This is a genomic window from Stenotrophomonas sp. YJH_SMC_119, from assembly GCF_059368315.1.
This window is the reverse complement of sequence record NZ_JCAFRP010000015.1, coordinates 43,512-61,967: the sequence shown is the minus strand read 5'-3', so window position 1 is coordinate 61,967 and position 18,456 is coordinate 43,512. Positions and strand designations below refer to the sequence as shown.

18 protein-coding genes are annotated in these 18,456 nt (G+C 67.7%); 10 read left to right on the top strand and 8 right to left on the bottom strand.

The features are described 5' to 3' along the window. Positions 1 to 54: 54 nt before the first annotated feature. The 7 genes from AC5P6S_RS18380 to hglS all read left to right on the top strand — a co-directional run bounded on the left by AC5P6S_RS18380 (position 55) and on the right by hglS (position 6,583). The gene (locus AC5P6S_RS18380; RefSeq protein WP_049397775.1) at positions 55 to 1,608 is read left to right on the top strand and encodes a serine hydrolase domain-containing protein; all 1,554 of its coding nucleotides are present in this window, start codon (positions 55 to 57) and stop codon (positions 1,606 to 1,608) included. After that, positions 1,541 to 2,254, top strand: a complete 714-nt coding sequence (locus tag AC5P6S_RS18375) for a M15 family metallopeptidase (protein WP_049397776.1) — start codon at positions 1,541 to 1,543, stop codon at positions 2,252 to 2,254. Before AC5P6S_RS18380 ends, AC5P6S_RS18375 begins: the two co-directional genes overlap by 68 nt. A gap of 413 nt (positions 2,255 to 2,667) precedes the next feature. Next, positions 2,668 to 3,039, top strand: coding sequence for a hypothetical protein (locus AC5P6S_RS18370; protein WP_099490645.1), 372 nt, complete (start codon positions 2,668 to 2,670; stop codon positions 3,037 to 3,039). Positions 3,040 to 3,271: 232 nt separating this feature from the next. Then, complete coding sequence (locus AC5P6S_RS18365) at positions 3,272 to 3,688, top strand: EF-hand domain-containing protein (protein WP_005407824.1); 417 nt, start codon at positions 3,272 to 3,274, stop codon at positions 3,686 to 3,688. Between the two features lie 84 nt (positions 3,689 to 3,772). Further along, the gene (locus AC5P6S_RS18360) at positions 3,773 to 4,525 is read left to right on the top strand and encodes an HAD family hydrolase (RefSeq protein ID WP_012478958.1); all 753 of its coding nucleotides are present in this window, start codon (positions 3,773 to 3,775) and stop codon (positions 4,523 to 4,525) included. 38 nt (positions 4,526 to 4,563) lie between these two features. Then, entirely contained in the window at positions 4,564 to 5,052 is a 489-nt protein-coding gene (locus AC5P6S_RS18355; protein ID WP_495204710.1) for a hypothetical protein, read from the top strand. 166 nt (positions 5,053 to 5,218) lie between these two features. Then, positions 5,219 to 6,583, top strand: a complete 1,365-nt coding sequence (gene hglS / locus AC5P6S_RS18350) for a 2-oxoadipate dioxygenase/decarboxylase HglS (protein WP_049418543.1) — start codon at positions 5,219 to 5,221, stop codon at positions 6,581 to 6,583. Between the two features lie 173 nt (positions 6,584 to 6,756). On the opposite strand, the gene scpC is transcribed toward hglS, so the two are convergent. Further along, positions 6,757 to 8,271, bottom strand: coding sequence for a succinyl-CoA:acetate CoA-transferase ScpC (gene scpC, locus AC5P6S_RS18345; protein WP_005407828.1), 1,515 nt, complete (start codon positions 8,269 to 8,271; stop codon positions 6,757 to 6,759). Between the two features lie 421 nt (positions 8,272 to 8,692). Between scpC and glnE the strand changes: the two genes are divergently transcribed. Further along, positions 8,693 to 11,488: a bifunctional [glutamate--ammonia ligase]-adenylyl-L-tyrosine phosphorylase/[glutamate--ammonia-ligase] adenylyltransferase gene (glnE, locus tag AC5P6S_RS18340; protein WP_065183821.1), complete on the top strand. Its 2,796-nt coding sequence runs from the start codon at positions 8,693 to 8,695 to the stop codon at positions 11,486 to 11,488. A 744-nt stretch (positions 11,489 to 12,232) separates the two neighbouring features. Here glnE and AC5P6S_RS18335 read toward each other — a convergent pair. The 6 genes from AC5P6S_RS18335 to AC5P6S_RS18310 all read right to left on the bottom strand — a co-directional run bounded on the left by AC5P6S_RS18335 (position 12,233) and on the right by AC5P6S_RS18310 (position 16,172). Then, positions 12,233 to 12,793 (bottom strand): queuosine precursor transporter, encoded by a 561-nt coding sequence (locus AC5P6S_RS18335; RefSeq protein ID WP_049403715.1) that lies wholly within the window; start codon positions 12,791 to 12,793, stop codon positions 12,233 to 12,235. A gap of 76 nt (positions 12,794 to 12,869) precedes the next feature. Further along, a complete protein-coding gene (locus AC5P6S_RS18330; protein WP_005407831.1) occupies positions 12,870 to 13,382 on the bottom strand; it encodes a hypothetical protein in 513 nt (170 codons plus the stop codon). A gap of 32 nt (positions 13,383 to 13,414) precedes the next feature. Further along, complete coding sequence (locus AC5P6S_RS18325; RefSeq protein ID WP_065183838.1) at positions 13,415 to 13,909, bottom strand: hypothetical protein; 495 nt, start codon at positions 13,907 to 13,909, stop codon at positions 13,415 to 13,417. Between the two features lie 19 nt (positions 13,910 to 13,928). Further along, positions 13,929 to 14,780: a DUF2145 domain-containing protein gene (locus AC5P6S_RS18320; protein ID WP_005412057.1), complete on the bottom strand. Its 852-nt coding sequence runs from the start codon at positions 14,778 to 14,780 to the stop codon at positions 13,929 to 13,931. A gap of 48 nt (positions 14,781 to 14,828) precedes the next feature. Further along, the gene (locus AC5P6S_RS18315; protein ID WP_005407834.1) at positions 14,829 to 15,059 is read right to left on the bottom strand and encodes a hypothetical protein; all 231 of its coding nucleotides are present in this window, start codon (positions 15,057 to 15,059) and stop codon (positions 14,829 to 14,831) included. A gap of 153 nt (positions 15,060 to 15,212) precedes the next feature. Then, on the bottom strand, positions 15,213 to 16,172 hold the full coding sequence (locus tag AC5P6S_RS18310; protein ID WP_005407835.1) for a mitochondrial fission ELM1 family protein: 960 nt from the start codon (positions 16,170 to 16,172) through the stop codon (positions 15,213 to 15,215). 126 nt (positions 16,173 to 16,298) lie between these two features. Between AC5P6S_RS18310 and AC5P6S_RS18305 the strand changes: the two genes are divergently transcribed. Together AC5P6S_RS18305 and AC5P6S_RS18300 are read left to right on the top strand one after the other, a co-directional pair. Continuing rightward, positions 16,299 to 16,889 carry a malonic semialdehyde reductase gene (locus AC5P6S_RS18305; RefSeq protein WP_005407836.1) on the top strand — a complete coding sequence of 197 codons (591 nt, stop codon included), beginning with the start codon at positions 16,299 to 16,301 and terminating at the stop codon, positions 16,887 to 16,889. A gap of 86 nt (positions 16,890 to 16,975) precedes the next feature. Continuing rightward, entirely contained in the window at positions 16,976 to 17,683 is a 708-nt protein-coding gene (locus AC5P6S_RS18300) for a YceI family protein (RefSeq protein ID WP_005407837.1), read from the top strand. Between the two features lie 199 nt (positions 17,684 to 17,882). Here AC5P6S_RS18300 and AC5P6S_RS18295 read toward each other — a convergent pair whose 3' ends face one another. Further along, positions 17,883 to 18,284, bottom strand: a complete 402-nt coding sequence (locus AC5P6S_RS18295) for a hypothetical protein (RefSeq protein WP_065183820.1) — start codon at positions 18,282 to 18,284, stop codon at positions 17,883 to 17,885. Positions 18,285 to 18,456 lie beyond the last annotated feature (172 nt).

The window sequence follows — 18,456 nt, the reverse complement described above, 5'->3', positions numbered from 1 at the left end:
GCCACGATCCGCGCCGTCCACCGTGACGGCGCGGGCAATGGAGGAGCTGCCCGCATGCACCACCTGCTGATCCTCGCGGCGGCACTGGCCGCACCGTCCGCTTCGTCGGCCGACAGTGCAGCCATCCAGGCCGACATCGCGACCGTGGTCCGGGCCGAGCATCTGCCCGGGCTGGCGTTGGCGGTGGTCGAGAACGGACAGGTGGTCCATCGCCATGCAGAGGGGGCGCGCGGCGATGGCGGCCGCATCAACGAGGACACGCTGTTCAAGATCGCCTCCAACAGCAAGGCGATGACCGCTGCGTTGCTGGCGCGGTTGGTGCAGCAGGGCACGCTGCGCTGGGATGATCCGGTGCAGCGGCATCTGCCGGGCTTCCGCATGCACGATGCGTGGGTGGGCGAGCAGATGCAGGTGCGCGACCTGCTGATCCACAACAGTGGCCTTGGCCTGGGCGCCGGGGACCTGATGCTGTGGCCGGAGCCGAACGCGTTCACCCGCGCCGACATCATCGCCGGCTTGGCGCATCTCAAGCCGGTCAGCAGCTTCCGCAGTCACTACGCCTACGACAACCTGATGTATGTGGTGGCCGGCGAAGTGGCGGCGGCAGCGGGTGGCAAGCCGTATGACCAGCTGATGCGCGAGCAGGTGTTCAAACCACTGGGCATGACGCGCTGCCAGGTGGGTGCGTGGTCGGTGAAACACGTGGGCAACGTGGCACAGCCGCATGCCTGGCGTGGTGAACGCAACGAAGTGGTGAACGCCGATGCTGCGATCAGCCCGGACCTGCCCTCGATGGCGGCGGGAGGCATCCGTTGTTCGCTGCGCGACATGACACGCTGGATGCAGGTGCTGCTCGATCCCGCGCTGGTGCCGGACTGGCTGGGCAGCGAGCAGCGGCGCACGCTGTGGACCCTGCACATGCCGATGCCGTTGGGTGAACGCCAGCGGCGCTGGGACAACGCGCATTTCTACGGCTATGGATATGGCTGGCGGGTGTCGGACATGGACGGGCAGTGGAAGGTGGCGCATACCGGCACGTTGTCGGGCATGTACTCGTCGGTGGCATTGCTTCCTGACCGCAGGGTCGGCGTGGTGATGCTGATCAACGGCGAAGGCGAGGATGCACGCACGGCGCTGATGCAGGCCACGCTGAAGCGCTTCACCGCACCAGACGATGCGCGCCCTGCGATGGAGTACCTGGCCGAACTGAAGGCTGACCGGGCAGCGCAGGCAGCATCTGGTCATCAACGGCCAGCGACCACCGCCGCACCGCCGGCACGCGGCAATGACCTGCCGCATTGGCAGGGCCGCTACTCCGACCCCTGGCTGGGCCCGGCTTCGCTGTGCCCGGGCAAGGATGGCCTGCGCTTCAGCGTGGACAAGTCGCCCCGACTGCAGGCCACGGTGCTGCAACTGCAGGGGCACTGGCTGCTGCGCTGGGATACGCTGGGTGACGAGACGCAGGCGTGGCTGCAGCCGGGCGAGGGCCCGGCGCCGACACTGGACCTGCGTGCCATCGATCCGGACATCGACTTCAGCTATGACTTCCAGGACCTGCATTTCACTCGTACTGGCGACTGCCCTGGCGGCGACCGCCGACGCCGCTGAGCCACCGCGCGTTTCGCCGGCCACCGATGCGGCCAGCGCCGGATTGGTGGAAATCCGCACGTTGTCGCCAAGCATCGACATGGACATCCGATACGCCAATGCCAACAACTTCACCGGCGCGCGCGTGCCCGGCTATGAGGCGCCATCCTGCTACCTGCTGGCGCCCGTGGCGAAAGCGCTGGCGCAGGTAGAACAGGATCTGCGCGCGCAGGGCTTTGGCCTGCGCCTCTACGACTGCTACCGGCCGGTGCGCTCGGTGCAGGCCTTCATGGCCTGGGTGAACGATCCGCGCGAACTCTCGCGCAAGGCACAGCAGTACCCGGACCTGGACAAGCCACGGCTGCTGGCCGACGGCTACATCGCCGAGCGCTCTGGCCATAGTCGTGGCGCCACGGTTGATCTTGGCCTGCTGGATTGCCGCACTGGCGCCTGCACGCCGCTGGACATGGGCACCGACTTCGATTTCTTTGGCCCGCGCGCGCATACCCGGACGAGCGGGCTGAGCACTGTGCAGCAGGCGAACCGCCAGCAGCTGGTGCAGGCGATGGCACGCCACGGCTTCGTCAACTATCCGCAGGAGTGGTGGCACTACACCCTGCAGCCCGAACCGGATCCCGGCACCGCGTACGACGTCCCGGTGCGGTAGGGGTATCGGCAGGGCTGCGCCCTGCACCCGCGGTAGTGCCGGCCGCTGGCCGGCAACATCAGACGCAACAGCAACAGCGTGCGTTCCGTGGGTTGGCTGGGCGGTGCCGGAGTGCGGGGACGCCGTAAATCCGTCCATGGAGGCTTGGCAGCCGCATCCATGCGGCTGACACCCCGCACTCCGGCACCGCCCAGCCTCTGACAGTTTCCCGCGCGGTCCGTTGTAGAGCCGAGCCCATACTCGGCTGCTCTTTGTTCATCGGCTGCTTTTTGTTCAGCTGCTTTTTGTTCAATCGTCGAGATACTCGATTTCGATGGAGATTCATCCACGCATGGCGTGGATCTACTGGGGCTACCGGATTGGGTCCGGGGCAGATCCCTTACACTGGCCGCCTCTTCATCCCTGCCCACCCGATGAACCTTCCCCTGCACTTCGGCCTGCTCGGTACCCTGGAAGCCGGCGCCATCGCCCTGCTGGTCGGGCTGCTGGTGTACGTCCTGTGGTCGCAGCTGTGCCGGCTCCTGCACTGGACCGCGGGTCACGCGATCGGGTGGTCCAGTGTCATCGCCGTGATCATCTCCGCCGGCATCGATGCATGGAAGCTGTTCTACATGGGCATCGTGCGGCTGGAGTCGCCGCTGTACGCGCGCCTGTTCCTGGCAACCATCCACGATCCGAACGAACTCGGCAGCCGCGTGGTGCTGGAAATCGCCGGTGCGCTCGCCGGTGTTGCGCTCGGCTGGGTGTTGTTCAGTTCGCGGTCATCGGAAAAAACCGTCGACTGACGCAGGTTTTTCGTTGGTTGCCGGTTAAATCCGGCAGCGCTGAATGCGCATCTTATGAGCTGCTCACTTGCTGCTAACCACCGCGCTAATGCATGCGCGGGGGCGAGTGGTTAATGGTGCGTGTTGACGCCGGTCGCGGGGCAAAATCGATTCAGAAACGGAGTGGCAGGGTAGGTGCCGTGCGGAGACAACACGCCGCGCAACACCACCCAATTGGCAGGAGACACCCCTGATGACTATTCGCAACCGCAAGCCCCTGATCGCCCTGATCGTCGCCGCTGGCAGCGTGCTGGCCATTCCGGCGATGGCCCAGTCGGCCAAGCAGCAGGCGGCGCATGCGCAGAACGAGGCCGCACAGGCCCAGCAGGCGGCTGCACAGGCCGGCCAGGCCGCCGACCAGGCGACCAACGCTGCCGCAGCCGCATCGGCGCAGGCCAACGGCGGTGGCCAGACCTGGGCCAGCATCGATACCGATGGCAACGGCACCATCAGCAAGACCGAGGCGCAGGTGAACGCGGGCCTGGCCCAGGTGTTCGACCAGGCTGATACCAACAAGGACGGCGAGCTGAGCGCCGATGAGTACAAGGCCTATGTGGCCGCCCAGCAGGCCGGCGCCGGCGGCGCAGCGCAGGGTGCGCAGGGCAGGTAAGACCTGTATCGGGGCGTATGGGAACCCGGGCGGCTTCGGCCGCCCGGGTTTTTTTCGTCACCACGGCCCCTGTATCCTTGCGCGATGAACACCTCCACGCCTGCGCCGTCGCGCGCCATCGGCCTGGTCGGTTTTGACGGTGACGATACGCTGTGGAAGAGCGAGGACTACTACCGCAAGGCCGAGCAGGACTACCTTGACCTGCTGTCGCGCTACGTCGACGTGCACGACACCCAGACTGCGCGCCACCTGCTGGAAGTGCAGCAGCGCCACCTGGGCACCTTCGGCTACGGCGTGAAGAGCATGACGCTGTCGATGATCGAAGCGGCCATCGACATCACCGGGCAGCGCATCGAAGCGAAGGACATCCAGCGCATCCTGGATATCGGCCACGACACCCTGCGCCACCCGGTCGAACTGATCGACGGTGTGCGCGAAGCGGTGGCGGCCATCGCCGAGCACTACCCGGTGGTGCTGATCACCAAGGGCGACCTGTTCCACCAGGAAGCGAAGATCAAGGTCGCCAACCTGGGCGAGCTGTTCCCGCGCATCGAGATCGTCTCGGAGAAGGACCCGGAAACCTACGCCCGCGTGCTGGCCGAATTCGACCTGCCCATGCAGCGCTTCGTGATGGTCGGCAACTCGCTGCGTTCGGACATCGAGCCGGTGGTTACCCTGGGAGGCTGGGGCGTGCATACCCCGTACGCAGTGACCTGGGCCCACGAGACCCAGCACGGCGTCGCCGATGATGAACCGCGCATGGTCACCGCCGACACCGCCCACGACTGGCCGGCCGCACTGGCGGCGATCGAAGCCAAGGCCGCTGCGGCGGCCTGACAGCTGACAGGGCCCGGCGGCTGCGGCAGAATCGGGGCATGAATTACCGACTGCGCGTGTTGCTGTTGTCCCTGCTGCTGGCGCCGGCCACCGTGCTGGCCCAGCAGACCGCCGAGCGTTCGGCTGCGTATGAGGTGGCAACCGGCGACAGCTGGGTTGATGCCCAGCTGCAGGACATCAACCATTACGCCGAACGCTACCCGGATGCCTTTCTCGATGAGGTATCGCGCTATGCCGACGTGCCCCGTGGCTACATCAGCGCGCTGTTCACCACCCATGGCTGGCAGGCCGGGGACATCTATTTCGCCTGCTTCTGGGCCAAGGCCAGCGGCCAGACCTGCCGCGACAGCGTGCGCGCCTTCAGCCAGGACCCGGACGGCGGCTGGGAAGCGGTGGTGAAGCGGATGCCCACCAGGCCGGACAACCTGCATTACCGTGCCGTGCGCCACGCCATCGTGGCCAGCTACCAGCATTGGGACCGGCCGATCGCCCTGGATGCCACCCTGAAGCGCCAGCTCAAGCGGTAGTGCCGGCCGCTGGCCGGCAATCGCACCCTTCCAGGCATCCGGAGATTGCCGGCCAGCGGCCGGCACTGCCGGTTTGTTTCATGTTGCTCTGCATATCGCCGCCACCGCGCGCTCCGGCGACAATACGGGTCCGAGCTGTTCCCCCGTTCCCGTAATCGAGTGACTGATGAGCGCCTCTTTGGTTTCGCCTGATGTGATCCGCCGCCTGTTCGCACAGGCCATGTCCCGCATGTACCGCACCGAAGTGCCGCTGTACGGCACGCTGGTGGAACTGGTGGAGCGGATCAACGCGCAGGTGCTGGAGCAGGACCCGGCGCTGGCCGCGCAGCTGCAGCGCAACGACGAGCGCGCACGCCTGGATGAAGAGCGCCACGGCGCGATCCGCGTCGGCACCGTTCAGGAACTGGCGACGCTGCGCCGCCTGTTCGCGGTGATGGGCATGTACCCGGTCGGCTACTACGACCTGTCGGTCGCGGGCGTGCCGGTGCATTCCACCGCGTTCCGCCCGCTCACCGGCGCGGCGCTGGCGCAGAATCCGTTCCGCGTGTTCACCTCGCTGCTGCGCCTGGAGCTGATCGAAGACGAAGCGCTGCGTGCCGAATCGGCGAAGATCCTTGCGCGCCGCCGCATCTTCACCGACGGCGCGCTGGCACTGATCGACCAGGCCGAGCGTGACGGCGGCCTGTCGCAGGCCGATGCCGAACGCTTCGTCGACGAAGCGCTGGAAACCTTCCGCTGGCACGGCGATGCCACCGTCGACCTGCCGACCTACCACGCGCTGCACAACGCGCACCGCCTGGTGGCCGACGTGGTCAGTTTCCGTGGCCCGCACATCAATCACCTGACACCGCGCACGCTGGACATCGACGCTGCGCAGGCGGCGATGATCGAACACGGCATGGCGGCCAAGGCGGTGATCGAGGGCCCGCCGCGCCGCGCCTGCCCGATCCTGCTGCGCCAGACCAGCTTCAAGGCATTGGAAGAGGCCGTGCATTTCCCGGGCGGCGAAGGCGGCGATGCCGGCACCCACACCGCGCGCTTCGGCGAGATCGAACAGCGCGGCCTTGCGCTCACCCCGAAGGGCCGCGCGCTGTACGACCAGCTGCTGTCGCAGGCACGCGATGCCGGTGGCGAAGGCAGCACTGGCGGCGACTACGGCCAGCGCCTGCAGGCGGTGTTCGCCAGCTTCCCGGATGACCATGACACGCTGCGCCAGGAAGGACTGGGCTATTACCGCTACCAGCTGACCGACGCCGGCCGTGCCGCGCCCGAGCGCGTGGCGGATCTGCCGGCCGAAGTGCTGGTGGCCGCCGGCCTGGCCACGGCCGACCCGATCGTCTATGAGGATTTCCTGCCGGTCAGTGCCGCGGGCATCTTCCAGTCGAACCTGGGTGGTGAAGAACAGCGCGCCTATGCCGCACATGCCAACCGCGAGGCCTTCGAGCAGGCGCTGGGCGTGGCGGTGCATGACGAGTTCGAGATCTATGAGCGGCTGCAGGCCGAATCGCTGGCGAGCCTGCGCATCGCGTGAAGGTAGAGCCGGCCGCTGGCCGGCTGTTGGGGAAGCCGGCCAGCGCCCGGCTCTACCCGATTCCGTAGCTGGGGTCAGAGCCCTTTCCTGTGGAAAGGGATCCGACCCCGACGTTGCGCATGATCGGGGTCAGATCCCCTTTTGGTAGAAAAGGGCTCTGACCCCCAACGCAATCAGCCCTTCATCGTTCCGGTATCCAGCCAACGCTGGTGCCACGACAGCGCTTCCGGCAGCAGGTGCGGGGTGTGCTTGCCGTAGCTCTCGCGGCTGGCGCGGTCGAAGTAATCCTGCAGCTGCGGACGGAAATCCGGATGCGCGCAGTTGTCGATCAGCACCTGCGCGCGCTTGCGCGGGGTCAGGCCACGCAGGTCGGCCAGGCCCTGTTCGGTCACGATCACCGACACGTCGTGCTCGGTGTGGTCGACATGGCTGGCCATCGGCACGATCGCCGAAATGGTGCCGTTCTTCGCGGTGGACGGGCTCAGGAACGCCGACAGGAAACCGTTGCGGGCGAAGTCACCCGAACCGCCGATCCCGTTCATGATGCGCGTGCCCATCACGTGCGTCGAATTGACGTTGCCGTAGATGTCCACCTCGATCATGCCGTTCATGCCGATGCAGCCCAGGCGGCGCACCAGTTCCGGATGGTTGGAGATCTCCTGCGTGCGCATGATGATGCGCTCGCGGTAGAAATCGATGTTCTCCTTGAACGTCTCGTTGGCCTGCGGGCTCAGCGCGAAGCCGGTGCACGAGGCGTAGCTCAGCACGCCGTCGCGCAGCAGGTCGAGCATGCCGTCCTGGATCACTTCGGTGAACGCGGCCAGGTCGCGGAAACCGCTCTTGGCCAGGCCGGCCAGCACCGCGTTGGGAATGTTGCCCACGCCCGACTGCAGCGGCAGCAGGTTCGGCGGCAGGCGGCCCTTCTTCACTTCGTGCTTGAGGAACTCGATCAGGTGCGAAGCGATCTGCTCGCTGGTCGCATCGATCGGGCTGAACGGGCTGTTGCGGTCCGGGCCGTTGGTGCGTACCACGGCCACGATCTTGTCCGGGTCGCAGCGCAGCGCGGTGTCGCCGATGCGGTCGTTGGCGTTCACCAGCGGAATCGGTTTGCGGTGCGGCGGCAGCGCGGTGCCGTAGTAGATGTCATGCATGCCGTCGACGCCGGCCGGCTGCCATTCGTTGACCTCGACGATCACCTTCTTCGCCAGGTCCAGCCAGGTCTTGTTGTTGCCGACCGAGGTGGAAGGCACCAGCGAGCCGTCCTCGCGGATGGCCGAGACTTCGATCACGGCGGTATCGATCTCGCCGTAGAAGCCGAACCACACGTGCTGGGCAACGTGGCTGAGGTGGATGTCGATGTAGTCCAGCTTGCCCTCGTTGATGCGGTTGCGCGCATCCGGGTCGCTCTGGAACGGCATGCGCATGGCGATGCCATCGGCCTTGGCCAGCGCGCCATCGAGTTCCGGCGCGGTGGAGGCGCCGGTCATCAGCTTGATCTGGAAAGGGTTGCCCTGGGCATGCACCGCTTCAATGCGGCGGGCCAGTTCGACGGGAACGGCCTTGGGATACCCGGAGCCGGTAAAGCCGCTCATGGCCACGGTTTCACCGGGCTGGATCAGCGCGGCTGCGGCCTCTGCGGAGACCACGCGGTCACGGAGACGCGCGTTGGCGATGCGATCAACAGACATGACGACACGTGTTGCTGGGGGGAATTCCGATTATCGGCCATCCTCATCCGTACGGGGGGTTCTACCTTCGTGGAATGGCTTTTCCCCAGGGGCTCACCCAAACCCGTCGGTTTTGTTTTGCAGTGCAGCGTGCAAAGTGCTTTCGCAGCCCGCACGATGGCCCTGCATCCCGACGTGGGGGAGGGAGCAGAGCCCGCTGGCAGTTCGCTGCAAGCGGGCTTTTTTATTGCCTGTCGCCCAGTATGAATGCGCGGCCTCCATTGTTGGTAATGCCGGCCACTGGCCGGCAGATCCGTTGACTTGGTAGTGCCGGCCGCTGGCCGGCAGATCCGATGATGCTGCCGAAGGCTACCGGGGTTGCCGGCCAGCGGCCGGCGCTACCGGGTCCGTTGCGCCCCGGCCGGGTCGATACAATCAGCCCATGACCCTCGCCCCCGCTGATCTGCCCGCCTCCCTGCAGCCTCTTGTCGACCGCGCCCTGGCGCGCCTGGCCCAGGTCCTGCCCGAGCCCATCCCGGCCGACCTGCTGCCGTTGCTGACCCGGCTGGCGGTGGCCAGCGACTTCGCGCTGGACACCCTGGTGCGTCAACCCGCGCTGCTGGCGCAGCTGGCCACGCCCGGCTGCCCGCCGATCCCGGCCCCGGTGCTCGACCCGCTGCAGCCCAGCGACTGGCCGGCACAGCTGCGGCGCTGGCGTGCGGCGATGTCCACACGGCTGATCTGGCGCGACCTTGCCGGGCTGGACGACGTGGCGCAGACCCTGGCCGGCGCCACCACCCTGGCCGAAGACTGCCTGCGGCTTGCGCTGGAGGCCCTGCAGCAGGAATTCGCCCAGCCCCATGGGGTCATCGCCGATGACCAAGGCACGCCGCAGCAGCTGGTCGTGTTCGGCCTCGGCAAGCTGGGCGGCGGCGAGCTCAACTTCAGTTCCGATATCGATCTGGTCTACGCCTATCCGCACGGCGGCGAATCCGATGGCCCGCGCGCGCTGGCCGCCGAAGAGTATTTCGCCCGCCTCGGCCAGCGCCTGGCCAAGCTGCTGGACGAAACCACCGTCGATGGCTTCAGCCACCGTGTCGACCTGCGCCTGCGCCCGTTCGGCAGCGCCGGCCGCGTCGCGCTGTCGTTCGCGGCGATGGACCAGTATTTCCAGCGCGAGGGCCGCGACTGGGAACGCTACGCGTGGCTGAAGGCGCGCGCGGTGGCCGGCGATATCGCCGCCGGTGAAGCGTGGCTGCAGACCCTGCGCCCGTTCGTGTACCGCCGCTACCTCGATTTCACCGCGCTCGATGGCCTGCGCGAAATGAAGGCGGCGATCACCGCCGAGGTCGCGCGCCGCGAGTTGCACGAGGACATCAAGCGTGGCGCCGGTGGCATCCGCGAAATCGAATTCCTGTGCCAGGCGTTGCAGCTGATCCGCGGTGGCCGTGAACCGGCACTGCGCGAGCGTCGCCTGCTGGTGGCGCTGGATGCACTGGTCGCCGCCGGACAGATCGCGCCCGAGGATGGCGCCGCACTGCGCGAGGCTTACCTGTTCCTGCGCCGGCTGGAGAACCGCCTGCAGATGCTGCGCGACGCGCAGACCCACGTACTGCCCAGCGACGCGCTGGACCGCGAACGCATTGCCGTCGGCCTCGGCTATGCGGACTGGAACGTGCTGCGCGCGGCGTTGGCCGAACAGCAGCAGCGGGTCAGTACTGAATTCGCCGCGCTGCTGGCGCCGCGCAAGGGCCAGGCCGCGCCCGACGCGCTGGCCAACTACTGGCGCAGCCTGCCCGAAGGCAGCAACGCACCACTGCTGGTTGAAGCCGGGTTCCTCAATGCCAACGGCGCTGACCAGTCGCTGCGCGATTTCGCCCAGGGCACCGGCGTGAAGTCCTTGTCCGATGCGGCGCGTGCGCGGCTGGATCGCGTGCTGCCGGCACTGCTGCATGCGGCCACGCGCTCGCCACAACCCGACGCCGCGCTCAAGCGTGTGCTTGGCCTGCTGCAGGCGGTGCTGCGCCGGACCAGCTATCTCGCGCTGCTGGACGAGCAGCCCAGTGCGCTGGCGCGGCTGGTGGATGTGCTGGCGCGCAGCGCGCTGCTGGCCGAGCGCCTGGCGGCGTATCCGCTGCTATTGGACGAACTGCTGGACGTACGCGTGTCCGGGCCGATGCCGGATGCCGCCGGCATGCTGGCCGAGTGCCAGCAGGTGCTGGCGGTGGAGGATCCCGAATCCGCGCTGCGCTGGCTCAACGAGACGCGGCTGGCGCTCAGCTTCCGCATGGCGATGGCTACGCTGGATGGCCGCCAGGGCGCGGTGGACAGCACCCGGCAACTGGCCGAACTGGCGCAGGCGGTGGTGGTCACCGTGCTGGCGATGGCCGAAGCGGACATGCACGCCGCACACGGCGGGATTCCCGGCGGACGTTTCGCGATCATCGGCTACGGCAGCCTCGGTGGGCTTGAACTGGGCTTCGGTTCCGATCTGGACCTGGTGTTCCTGCACGACAACCCCGCCGGGGTGGACGCCAGCGATGGTGCGCGTCCGCTGGAGCCGGGCCGCTGGTATGCGCGCCTGGCGCAGAAAGTGATGGCCCTGCTCGGCGCGGTTACCGCCGCCGGCCGCCTGTACGACATCGATGTGCGCCTGCGCCCGGACGGTGGCAAGGGTTCGCTGGTGTCTTCGCTGGCCAGCTACACCGAATACCAGCGCGAACGCGCATGGACCTGGGAACACCAGGCCCTGGTGCGCGCACGCGGCGTGGCCGGTGATGCCAGCCTGCTGGCCGACTTCGAGCAGGTGCGTGCACAGACGCTGGGGCGTGAGCGCGACACGGGTGTGCTGTATGCGGACGTGCTGAAGATGCGCGGCCGCATGCGCACCGAACTGGACCGCAGCGATGCCGCACGACTGGACCTGAAGCAGGGTGCCGGCGGCGTAGTGGACCTGGAGTTCCTGCTGCAGACCGGCGTGCTGGCACGCAGTGCGCAGCATGCGGCGCTGCTGCAGCCTCGCGATACGCCGTCGTTGATCGATGCGCTGGCGGTTGCCGGTTTCCTGCCGGATGCCACCGCGCAAGCACTGCATGGCGCGCACGCCACGCTGCTGGACGTGGGCCTGGCCTGCACGCTGGATCGGCGCCCGCGGTTGGCACCGACCACGCCTGCGATTGAAGAGGCGTGTGCCGCGATTACGGCAGCGTGCAGAGCCGCGGAGCTGCCGTTCGCCTGAGCGGGGGCAAATGCTGCAACCACTTTGGGTGGGTGCGGACCGTTGGTCGGCACTCACCGGATCAATGGCCCTGCGATGGCCCGCTTCTGGTAGGTGCCGACCGTTGGTCGACACAATCTGTCGGCAGCGATGAGTTCTGCAGGGCGTGCCGACCAACGGTCGGCACCCACCGGATCCATGGCCCTGCGATGCCCGCTCCTGGTAGGTGCCGACCGCTGGTCGGCACAATCTGTCGGCAGCGATGAGTTCTGCAGGGCGTGCCGACCAACGGTCGGCACCCACCGGATCAATGGCCCTGCGATGCCTGCTTCTGGTAGGTGCCGACCGTTGGTCGGCACAATCTGTCGGCAGCGATGAGTTCTGCAGGGGGTGCCGACCAACGGTCGGCACCCACCGGATCAATGGCCCTGCGATGCCCGCTCTGGTAGGTGCCGACCGTTGGTCGGCACAATCTGTCGGCAGCAATGAGTTCTGCAGGGGGTGCCGACCAACGGTCGGCACCCACCGGATCAATGGCCCTGCGATGCCCGCTCCTGGTAGGTGCCGACCGTTGGTCGGCACAATCTGTCGGCAGCAATGAGTTCTGCAGGGCGTGCCGACCAACGGTCGGCACCCACCGAATCAATGGCCCTGCGATGCCTGCTCCTGGTAGGTGCCGACCGTTGGTCGGCACAATCCGCCAGCGGTAATGAACTCCGATGGAGCGTGCCAACCAACGGTCGGCACGCACCAGAGCATGTGCGGTCAGCTGGTGGCCCGCAGCGGCGCCATCTTCCACAACAACGCGCGGAACGGGGCCAGCAGGCACACGCCGATCGCCAGCTTCACCGCCAGGTCGCCCGCTGCCCAGCTCACCCACGGCAGGGCGGAACCGGCAAACGCGATCGACCAGAAAATGGTGGTATCCACCGTCGCGCTGCAGGTGGTGGCCACCATCGGTGCGCGCCACCAGCTGCCACGACGCAGGCGGTCGAACACGGTGATGTCCAGCAGCTGCGCCACGATGAAGGCCGAGCACGAGGCAATGGCGATGCGCGGCGTGGCCACCCACACCGACAACACCACCGCCACCAGGAAGCCGATCCACGCCACGCGGCGCGCCGGGCCCGGGCCGAAGCGGCGGTTGATCAGGTTGCTGACCAGGAACGCGACCGGATAGCTGAAGGCACCCCAGGTCAGCCAATCGTTGATCGGGTACTGCACCAGTACGTTGGACAGCAGCACCACCGCGCCCATCGCCAGTACCGCCAGCACCAGGGCGCGGGCGGTCAGCGGGGCAAACACAGGGGCAGGACGCACGGACATGGCGAGCCAGGGGGACAAAGGGGGATCGCCCATTATCCGCCCGGCCCGCGGCAAAGCCAAAACCGGTCGTTCAGCTTTACAGCGCTTCGCTCATCACATCGCCAGCGGCGTAGGCGGTGGGCACGTAAGCCAGTGCCTGGCCCTGCGCGCTTTTCACGGTCCAGCCGGCACCGGCTTCGGTGGGGTCGAAGTGCACCTGCTGGCCGACCACGAAGCCTGCCGCCTGGTCTTGATGCACGCGCGCCGGCCAGCGCAGGGTGGCGGTCTGGTCGGCCTTGTCCGGCACCTGCAGCTGTACCTGGCGCTCGCCCTCCGGCGTGGTCTCCACCTTCTTCACCTCCATCGGCGGCAGCGGCACTGCCTTGGTGCGCGTGGCCCGGCCGTTGCGTTCGCTGGCCTTGAACGGCGCCTTGGACAGTTCGGACAAGCCCATCGAGGCCGCCAGTGGCAACGACAGCACCACGAACGACGTCACGATCACGCTGGCCTCGCTGCTGTTCAACTGCGGCGCGGCGCCAGCATGGACAGTGGGCGCCAGCAGCGCCGAGAGCAGCAGGGCGGACGCGGGAATGCGCAGGCAACGGAACATGGAGACCTCCTGGTCAACGTGGGGGCGGCGGCTCAGCGCCGGGTATCGAAGATGTCGCGCGGGCCGGTGGCCTCGGGCAGATATTCCAGCGGGCGGCCCTGGTTGTCCTTCACCTGCCAGCCCTGGTCGGTGCCGGTCGGCTCGAAGTTCACGGTCTGGCCCACGGTGAACTGCACGGCGGGATCGCCGGGGCGCTTCGGCCACTGCATCGATGCGGTGTTCTGCGGGTTGCTGGCATCGCGCAGCAGCACTTCGCGGCGGCCGTCGACGGTGGTCGCGATGGCGCTCACCTGCATCTGCGGCAGCTTCACCGATGCGCCGTGGCCGGGCGGCAGCCCGGCATCCCGGGCTTCCTTGGCAGCGGCGGCGCGCGCCGAAGCCACCAGAGGCGCGGACATTTCCAGGCTCGGCCCCTGCGGACCCGGGTCCTGCAGGATGATGATGCGGCGTTCGGCATGGGCGGTGTTCGCGCCGAGCAGGCCGGCAATGATCACCATCGACATCAGGGAAACAAGCAGCGAACGCATATCGTTCTCCTCGCGGGATTCAGGGTGTAGCGGCAGCAGCACCGGCCACCGGCACATGGGGGATCACCAGTTCCTGCTGCAGCTGGCTGCGCTGGTGCAGGAAGTCGAATACCGATTCCACCGTCACCACCGAATAGTTGCCGGAAATGCGTTCGCCGGCGGGGTGGTCGGTGGTGGTGGCGTTTGCAATGAACAGGCGTGCACCCACGCGCTTGCCCAGGCCGATATGCAGCACGCTGGGCTGGTACTTCTGCTGGCGCAGCCATTGCTGGGCCTGTTCGCGCTTGACGATGGCCGGTGCGCCATCGGCCTGCGCCATCGCCGCGCCCAGCACCTCCAGTACCCACTGGTTGGAGTTCTGGTAGTCGGTGGCGAACGGGTAGGCGACCACGTTGTACCTGGTCTCGTGCAGCGCCTTGGGCTGGATCGACGGCGACACCAGCATCGCCTTCAATACAGCACGCAGCGGCGCCGACGGCACGCCGATGCGCAGGTCGGTATGCCCGCCGCTCTCGCCGACGAAGTTGCCCAGGCCCTCGTGGTACAGCTGCGAGCTGTCGGTCTTGCAGCGGTTGAGCAGGTGCATCGCGCGCCAGCGGCCGTCGTCCTCGCGCAGCAGGAAGGCCAGGTGGCTGTGACGCAAGCCGTAGCGGCTCAGGTCCTGGCCACCGCGCGCGGCGATCACCACGTCCACATCGGGCAGCGCATCGAGACGCTCGGCGGTGGTCCAGGCCACGTCCAGCATCGCCGCCTGCGCGGCCACGCTCGGGTAGCGCTCGCGGCATTCGGTGCTGTTGGCCCAGGCCGGTGCAGTCGCCAGCAGGCTGGCGATCAGCAGCGCGGCGCGGGGCAGGCGGGAAAAACGATCCATGTCGATACCTTCAACGGCGGGCAGGCCCGCGCGCCGATCATACGCCGGTCAGCGCAGCGGGCGATCCAGGCCCTTGCGCTGGAGTTCCTTGTCGCAGGCGTCGCTGATCGGGGCCACCGGCAGCGGCGGGCGCTGACCAGTCTTCGGATCGCGCAGCGCCGGCTGTTCGCGGTACGCGTCCAGCTGCTGCTGGCATTGATACGAGATCGGATCCAGCTCGGTGGGCGTGGTGGAGCAGGCGGCGAGCAGGGCCAGGGGCAGCAGGAGCAGGGTGCGCATGAAGACGTTCAGCGTGATGGGGGACGCTGGACTCTAACCGCACAGTCGGATCGAAATGTTCAGAAAACGCTGCGCACCCGGTAGTGCCGGCCGCTGGCCGGCAACGTCAGGATCTTCGGTAGCGCGTAGAGCATTGCCGGCCAGCGGCCGGCACTACCCCAATGCCAGACGCTGTTTCACTTCCGCGGCCACCCGCGCGGTCTCGCGCAGTGGTTCGATGCGGTCGTACTGCCAGTCCAGCCAATGCGCCTGCAGCCGCCCGCGCTCGCGCAGCTGCTGCTGGAAGCGCGCCAGCCGGCCTTGCGCGGTATCGGCCAGCGCCACCATCACCGGCATGCGCGTGGCGCAGGCTTCAGACAGCAGGTTCACCGAATCGGGCGAGACCACCACGCGGTTGGCCCAGCCGAGCAGGCCGCCATAAGGATTCGTACCGTCGCCGCCGTCGCCCCAGATCACATGCGGCAGGTCGGCGAACGTCGCGCGCAGGATCTCGGCCAACGCCGGCGGCGTGCGTCGCGAGGTGGTCGCCAGCAGGCTGCCGCCTTCGCTGCGGATCTGCCCGGCCAGCGCCTGGAACACGCCCACCATCGCCGTTTCATCCCACGGCGCCAGCGGCGTCGGTCCACCGACAAGCAACGCGGTGCGCGGGCCGGGCAAGGTACTGAAGCCGGCGAACGCGGCGCGGCCCCAGGCCAGCCAGTCGTCGTCCACCGGGTTGAGGCTGCCGAGCAGGGTCAGCACGTTGCTGCCACGCAGGGCATCGTGTTCGGGCACCACCACCACATCCCAGTGGCGTGCGCCGATGCGCGGGTCGAGGATCTGCACCACCTGGCTGCCACGTGCGCGCAGCACGCGCAGTGCGCCGGCGGCCTGGCGGCCACAGCCGATCGCCAGCGCCGGGGCCTCGGCAGCCAATGACGCGAAAGCCTCGCCATAGCCGTTCACATCACCCGGCAGGCGCCGCGGCGACAGCCAGCGCCAGGGTGCGCGGGGCTGCAGGACCAGCGGTCGGTGGGTGCCCTGGCGCAGCGCCGAGGCCAGCGCGACCGCTTGGCGGACATTGCCCGCACGGCCGTCAGTGACCGTCCATGGCGCGCTCGATCGTTTCACCATTGGCATTAATTCGTTTCAGCCCTGCTGGGTGTTGCAACAGTCGCGACACTCTACACTGCGGCTCGTCGTTTCGCCCCGCGCCGCCCGCGGGCACTGACTTCCCTTAGCCGCCCTGGAGATCCACCGATGTCCCACGCGCTCGACGCTGCTGCCCTCGACCAGCTGTTCCGTACTGCCCGCACCCAGAACGCCTTCCTCGACAAGCCGGTCCCGGCCAGCCTGCTGCAGGAACTGTATGACCTGGTGAAGTGGGGCCCGACCGCCGCCAACACCACGCCCGCCCGCTTCGTCTTCGTCACCTCGAAGGAAGCCAAGGCCAAGCTGGCCCCGGCCCTGTCCGAAGGCAACCACGACAAGACCATGGCCGCTCCGGTCACCGCCATCATCGGCTTCGACCTGGACTTCCACGAGAAGCTGCCGTACCTGTTCCCGCACACCGATGCCAAGGCCTGGTTCGACGGCCCGCAGGAAGGCCGCCACGAAGCCGCCCTCCGCAACGGCAGCCTGCAGGGCGCCTACCTGATCCTGGCCGCACGCGCGCTGGGCCTGGATGCCGGCCCGATGTCGGGCTTCGACCCGGCCAAGGTGGACGAAGCGTTCTTCGCCGGCACTTCGATCAAGTCGAATTTCCTGGTCAACCTGGGTTACGGTGACCCGGCGGGCCTGTTCCCGCGTCTGCCGCGCCTGTCGTTCGACGAAGCGGCGCGCATCGCGTAAGTCGTTGTATCGGTTTCGGGCCTGCTGTCCCGTGGCAGGCTCTTGCTGCACCGTGTACCCACCCTACGATCCGGAGAGTTCCTCAGATGAGCGCCACCCGTAAACTGCTGCTGCCGCTGGCCCTGACCCTGGCCATCGCCGCCTGCTCCAAGCCGGCCGACACCGCTGCCCCGGCTGCCGATGCCGCCGCCCCGGCCACCACCGAGCAGGCCGCCACCCCGGCCGCCGATGCCGCCGCTGCCGCGCCGGCCGCCGAAGCGATCAAGATCGCCTCGGGCACCTACAAGCTGGACCCGACCCACACCGACGTGCTGGCCCAGTGGAGCCACTTCGGCTTCTCCAACCCGAGCGCGCACTTCGGCAACGTCGAAGGCACCCTGGTGTACAACGCCGAAGACGTGACCAAGTCCACCGTGGAAGTGAAGCTGCCGCTGAGCGGCCTGAACAGCTTCACCGCCAAGTTCGACGAGCACCTGAAGAGCGCCGACTTCTTCGACGCCGCCAAGTTCGCCGATGCCACCTTCAAGAGCACCAAGGTGGAAGCCGCTGGCACCAACAAGCTGACCGTCACCGGTGACCTGACCATCAAGGGCATCACCAAGCCGGTCACCCTGGACGTGACCGTCAACGGCGGCGGCGAGCACCCGATGGCCAAGGTTCCGGCCGCCGGCTTCGATGCCACCACCACCCTGAAGCGCAGCGATTTCGGCGTCGGCGCGTATGCCCCGAACGTCAGCGATGAAGTGAAGATCCGCATCACCACCGAAGCCACCGGCGAAAAGCCGGCGGCTTGATGCACCCCGCTCACTCGTCGTGAGAAGGCAGAAGGCCCGCTGAAAAGCGGGCCTTCTTTTTGGGTGCCGGTAGAGCCGGCCGCTGGCCGGCTGCATGCGGGGTGCCCGATGCTGATGGGGTTGCCGGCCAGCGGCCGGCACTACCCGGTAGACGCCAACCTGCATCTGGTGGGTGCGGACCGTTGGTCCGCACGATCCCTCAGCGCAACGCGCCCAACCATGCCACGCACGCTTCGCTCGGGCTCTGCTTGGCTTTCGCCGCCAGCCCACTCACGCGCACGAAGGTCTGCGCGGCCTGCGCCACCACCTGGCGTGCGATCAGCGCCGCCTGCTTGGTCGCGGCCTGCTGCTTGCGCAGTTGCACGATGTGCACCGACGGCCGGCCCACCGGCGCGTACTTCTGGTCGCGGCGCAATACATCGGCCACCTGCGTCACTTCGAATTCGGCCTGCAGGTAGCGGTGCTGTGCCTCCACCAGCTCACGCAGCGGCGTGCGCAGTGCGGCGGTGTCGGCGAAGGCGGCCAGCGCCGCGTCGCAGGCGGCGTCATCGGCAAAGCGGGTACGCAGCGCATCCACGCTGGCCAGGGTCAGTTTGGCCATGTGGGCCTCGTCGCTGCAGGAAAGGAGCGCGATTGTCGCATTGCTTGGCGTGTTCCGGAGCGGCGGTCTTCCGTTTGGTAGAGTCGACTGTTAGTCGACTGCTCTTGGCGCGATGCCGGAAACCCCCGCGCTGCGCGCGATAGTCGACTAACAGTCGACTCTACCTGGCTGG

What these genes read in the sequence shown, in the direction of transcription:
- AC5P6S_RS18380 (WP_049397775.1), top strand. Translation starts at nt 55, where the DNA reads ATGCACCACCTGCTGATCCTCGCGGCGGCACTGGCCGCACCGTCCGCT.
- AC5P6S_RS18375 (WP_049397776.1), top strand. Translation starts at nt 1,541, where the DNA reads ATGACTTCCAGGACCTGCATTTCACTCGTACTGGCGACTGCCCTGGCG.
- AC5P6S_RS18370 (WP_099490645.1), top strand. Translation starts at nt 2,668, where the DNA reads ATGAACCTTCCCCTGCACTTCGGCCTGCTCGGTACCCTGGAAGCCGGC.
- AC5P6S_RS18365 (WP_005407824.1), top strand. Translation starts at nt 3,272, where the DNA reads ATGACTATTCGCAACCGCAAGCCCCTGATCGCCCTGATCGTCGCCGCT.
- AC5P6S_RS18360 (WP_012478958.1), top strand. Translation starts at nt 3,773, where the DNA reads ATGAACACCTCCACGCCTGCGCCGTCGCGCGCCATCGGCCTGGTCGGT.
- AC5P6S_RS18355 (WP_495204710.1), top strand. Translation starts at nt 4,564, where the DNA reads ATGAATTACCGACTGCGCGTGTTGCTGTTGTCCCTGCTGCTGGCGCCG.
- hglS (WP_049418543.1), top strand. Translation starts at nt 5,219, where the DNA reads ATGAGCGCCTCTTTGGTTTCGCCTGATGTGATCCGCCGCCTGTTCGCA.
- scpC (WP_005407828.1), bottom strand. Translation starts at nt 8,271, where the DNA reads ATGTCTGTTGATCGCATCGCCAACGCGCGTCTCCGTGACCGCGTGGTC.
- glnE (WP_065183821.1), top strand. Translation starts at nt 8,693, where the DNA reads ATGACCCTCGCCCCCGCTGATCTGCCCGCCTCCCTGCAGCCTCTTGTC.
- AC5P6S_RS18335 (WP_049403715.1), bottom strand. Translation starts at nt 12,793, where the DNA reads ATGTCCGTGCGTCCTGCCCCTGTGTTTGCCCCGCTGACCGCCCGCGCC.
- AC5P6S_RS18330 (WP_005407831.1), bottom strand. Translation starts at nt 13,382, where the DNA reads ATGTTCCGTTGCCTGCGCATTCCCGCGTCCGCCCTGCTGCTCTCGGCG.
- AC5P6S_RS18325 (WP_065183838.1), bottom strand. Translation starts at nt 13,909, where the DNA reads ATGCGTTCGCTGCTTGTTTCCCTGATGTCGATGGTGATCATTGCCGGC.
- AC5P6S_RS18320 (WP_005412057.1), bottom strand. Translation starts at nt 14,780, where the DNA reads ATGGATCGTTTTTCCCGCCTGCCCCGCGCCGCGCTGCTGATCGCCAGC.
- AC5P6S_RS18315 (WP_005407834.1), bottom strand. Translation starts at nt 15,059, where the DNA reads ATGCGCACCCTGCTCCTGCTGCCCCTGGCCCTGCTCGCCGCCTGCTCC.
- AC5P6S_RS18310 (WP_005407835.1), bottom strand. Translation starts at nt 16,172, where the DNA reads ATGGTGAAACGATCGAGCGCGCCATGGACGGTCACTGACGGCCGTGCG.
- AC5P6S_RS18305 (WP_005407836.1), top strand. Translation starts at nt 16,299, where the DNA reads ATGTCCCACGCGCTCGACGCTGCTGCCCTCGACCAGCTGTTCCGTACT.
- AC5P6S_RS18300 (WP_005407837.1), top strand. Translation starts at nt 16,976, where the DNA reads ATGAGCGCCACCCGTAAACTGCTGCTGCCGCTGGCCCTGACCCTGGCC.
- AC5P6S_RS18295 (WP_065183820.1), bottom strand. Translation starts at nt 18,284, where the DNA reads ATGGCCAAACTGACCCTGGCCAGCGTGGATGCGCTGCGTACCCGCTTT.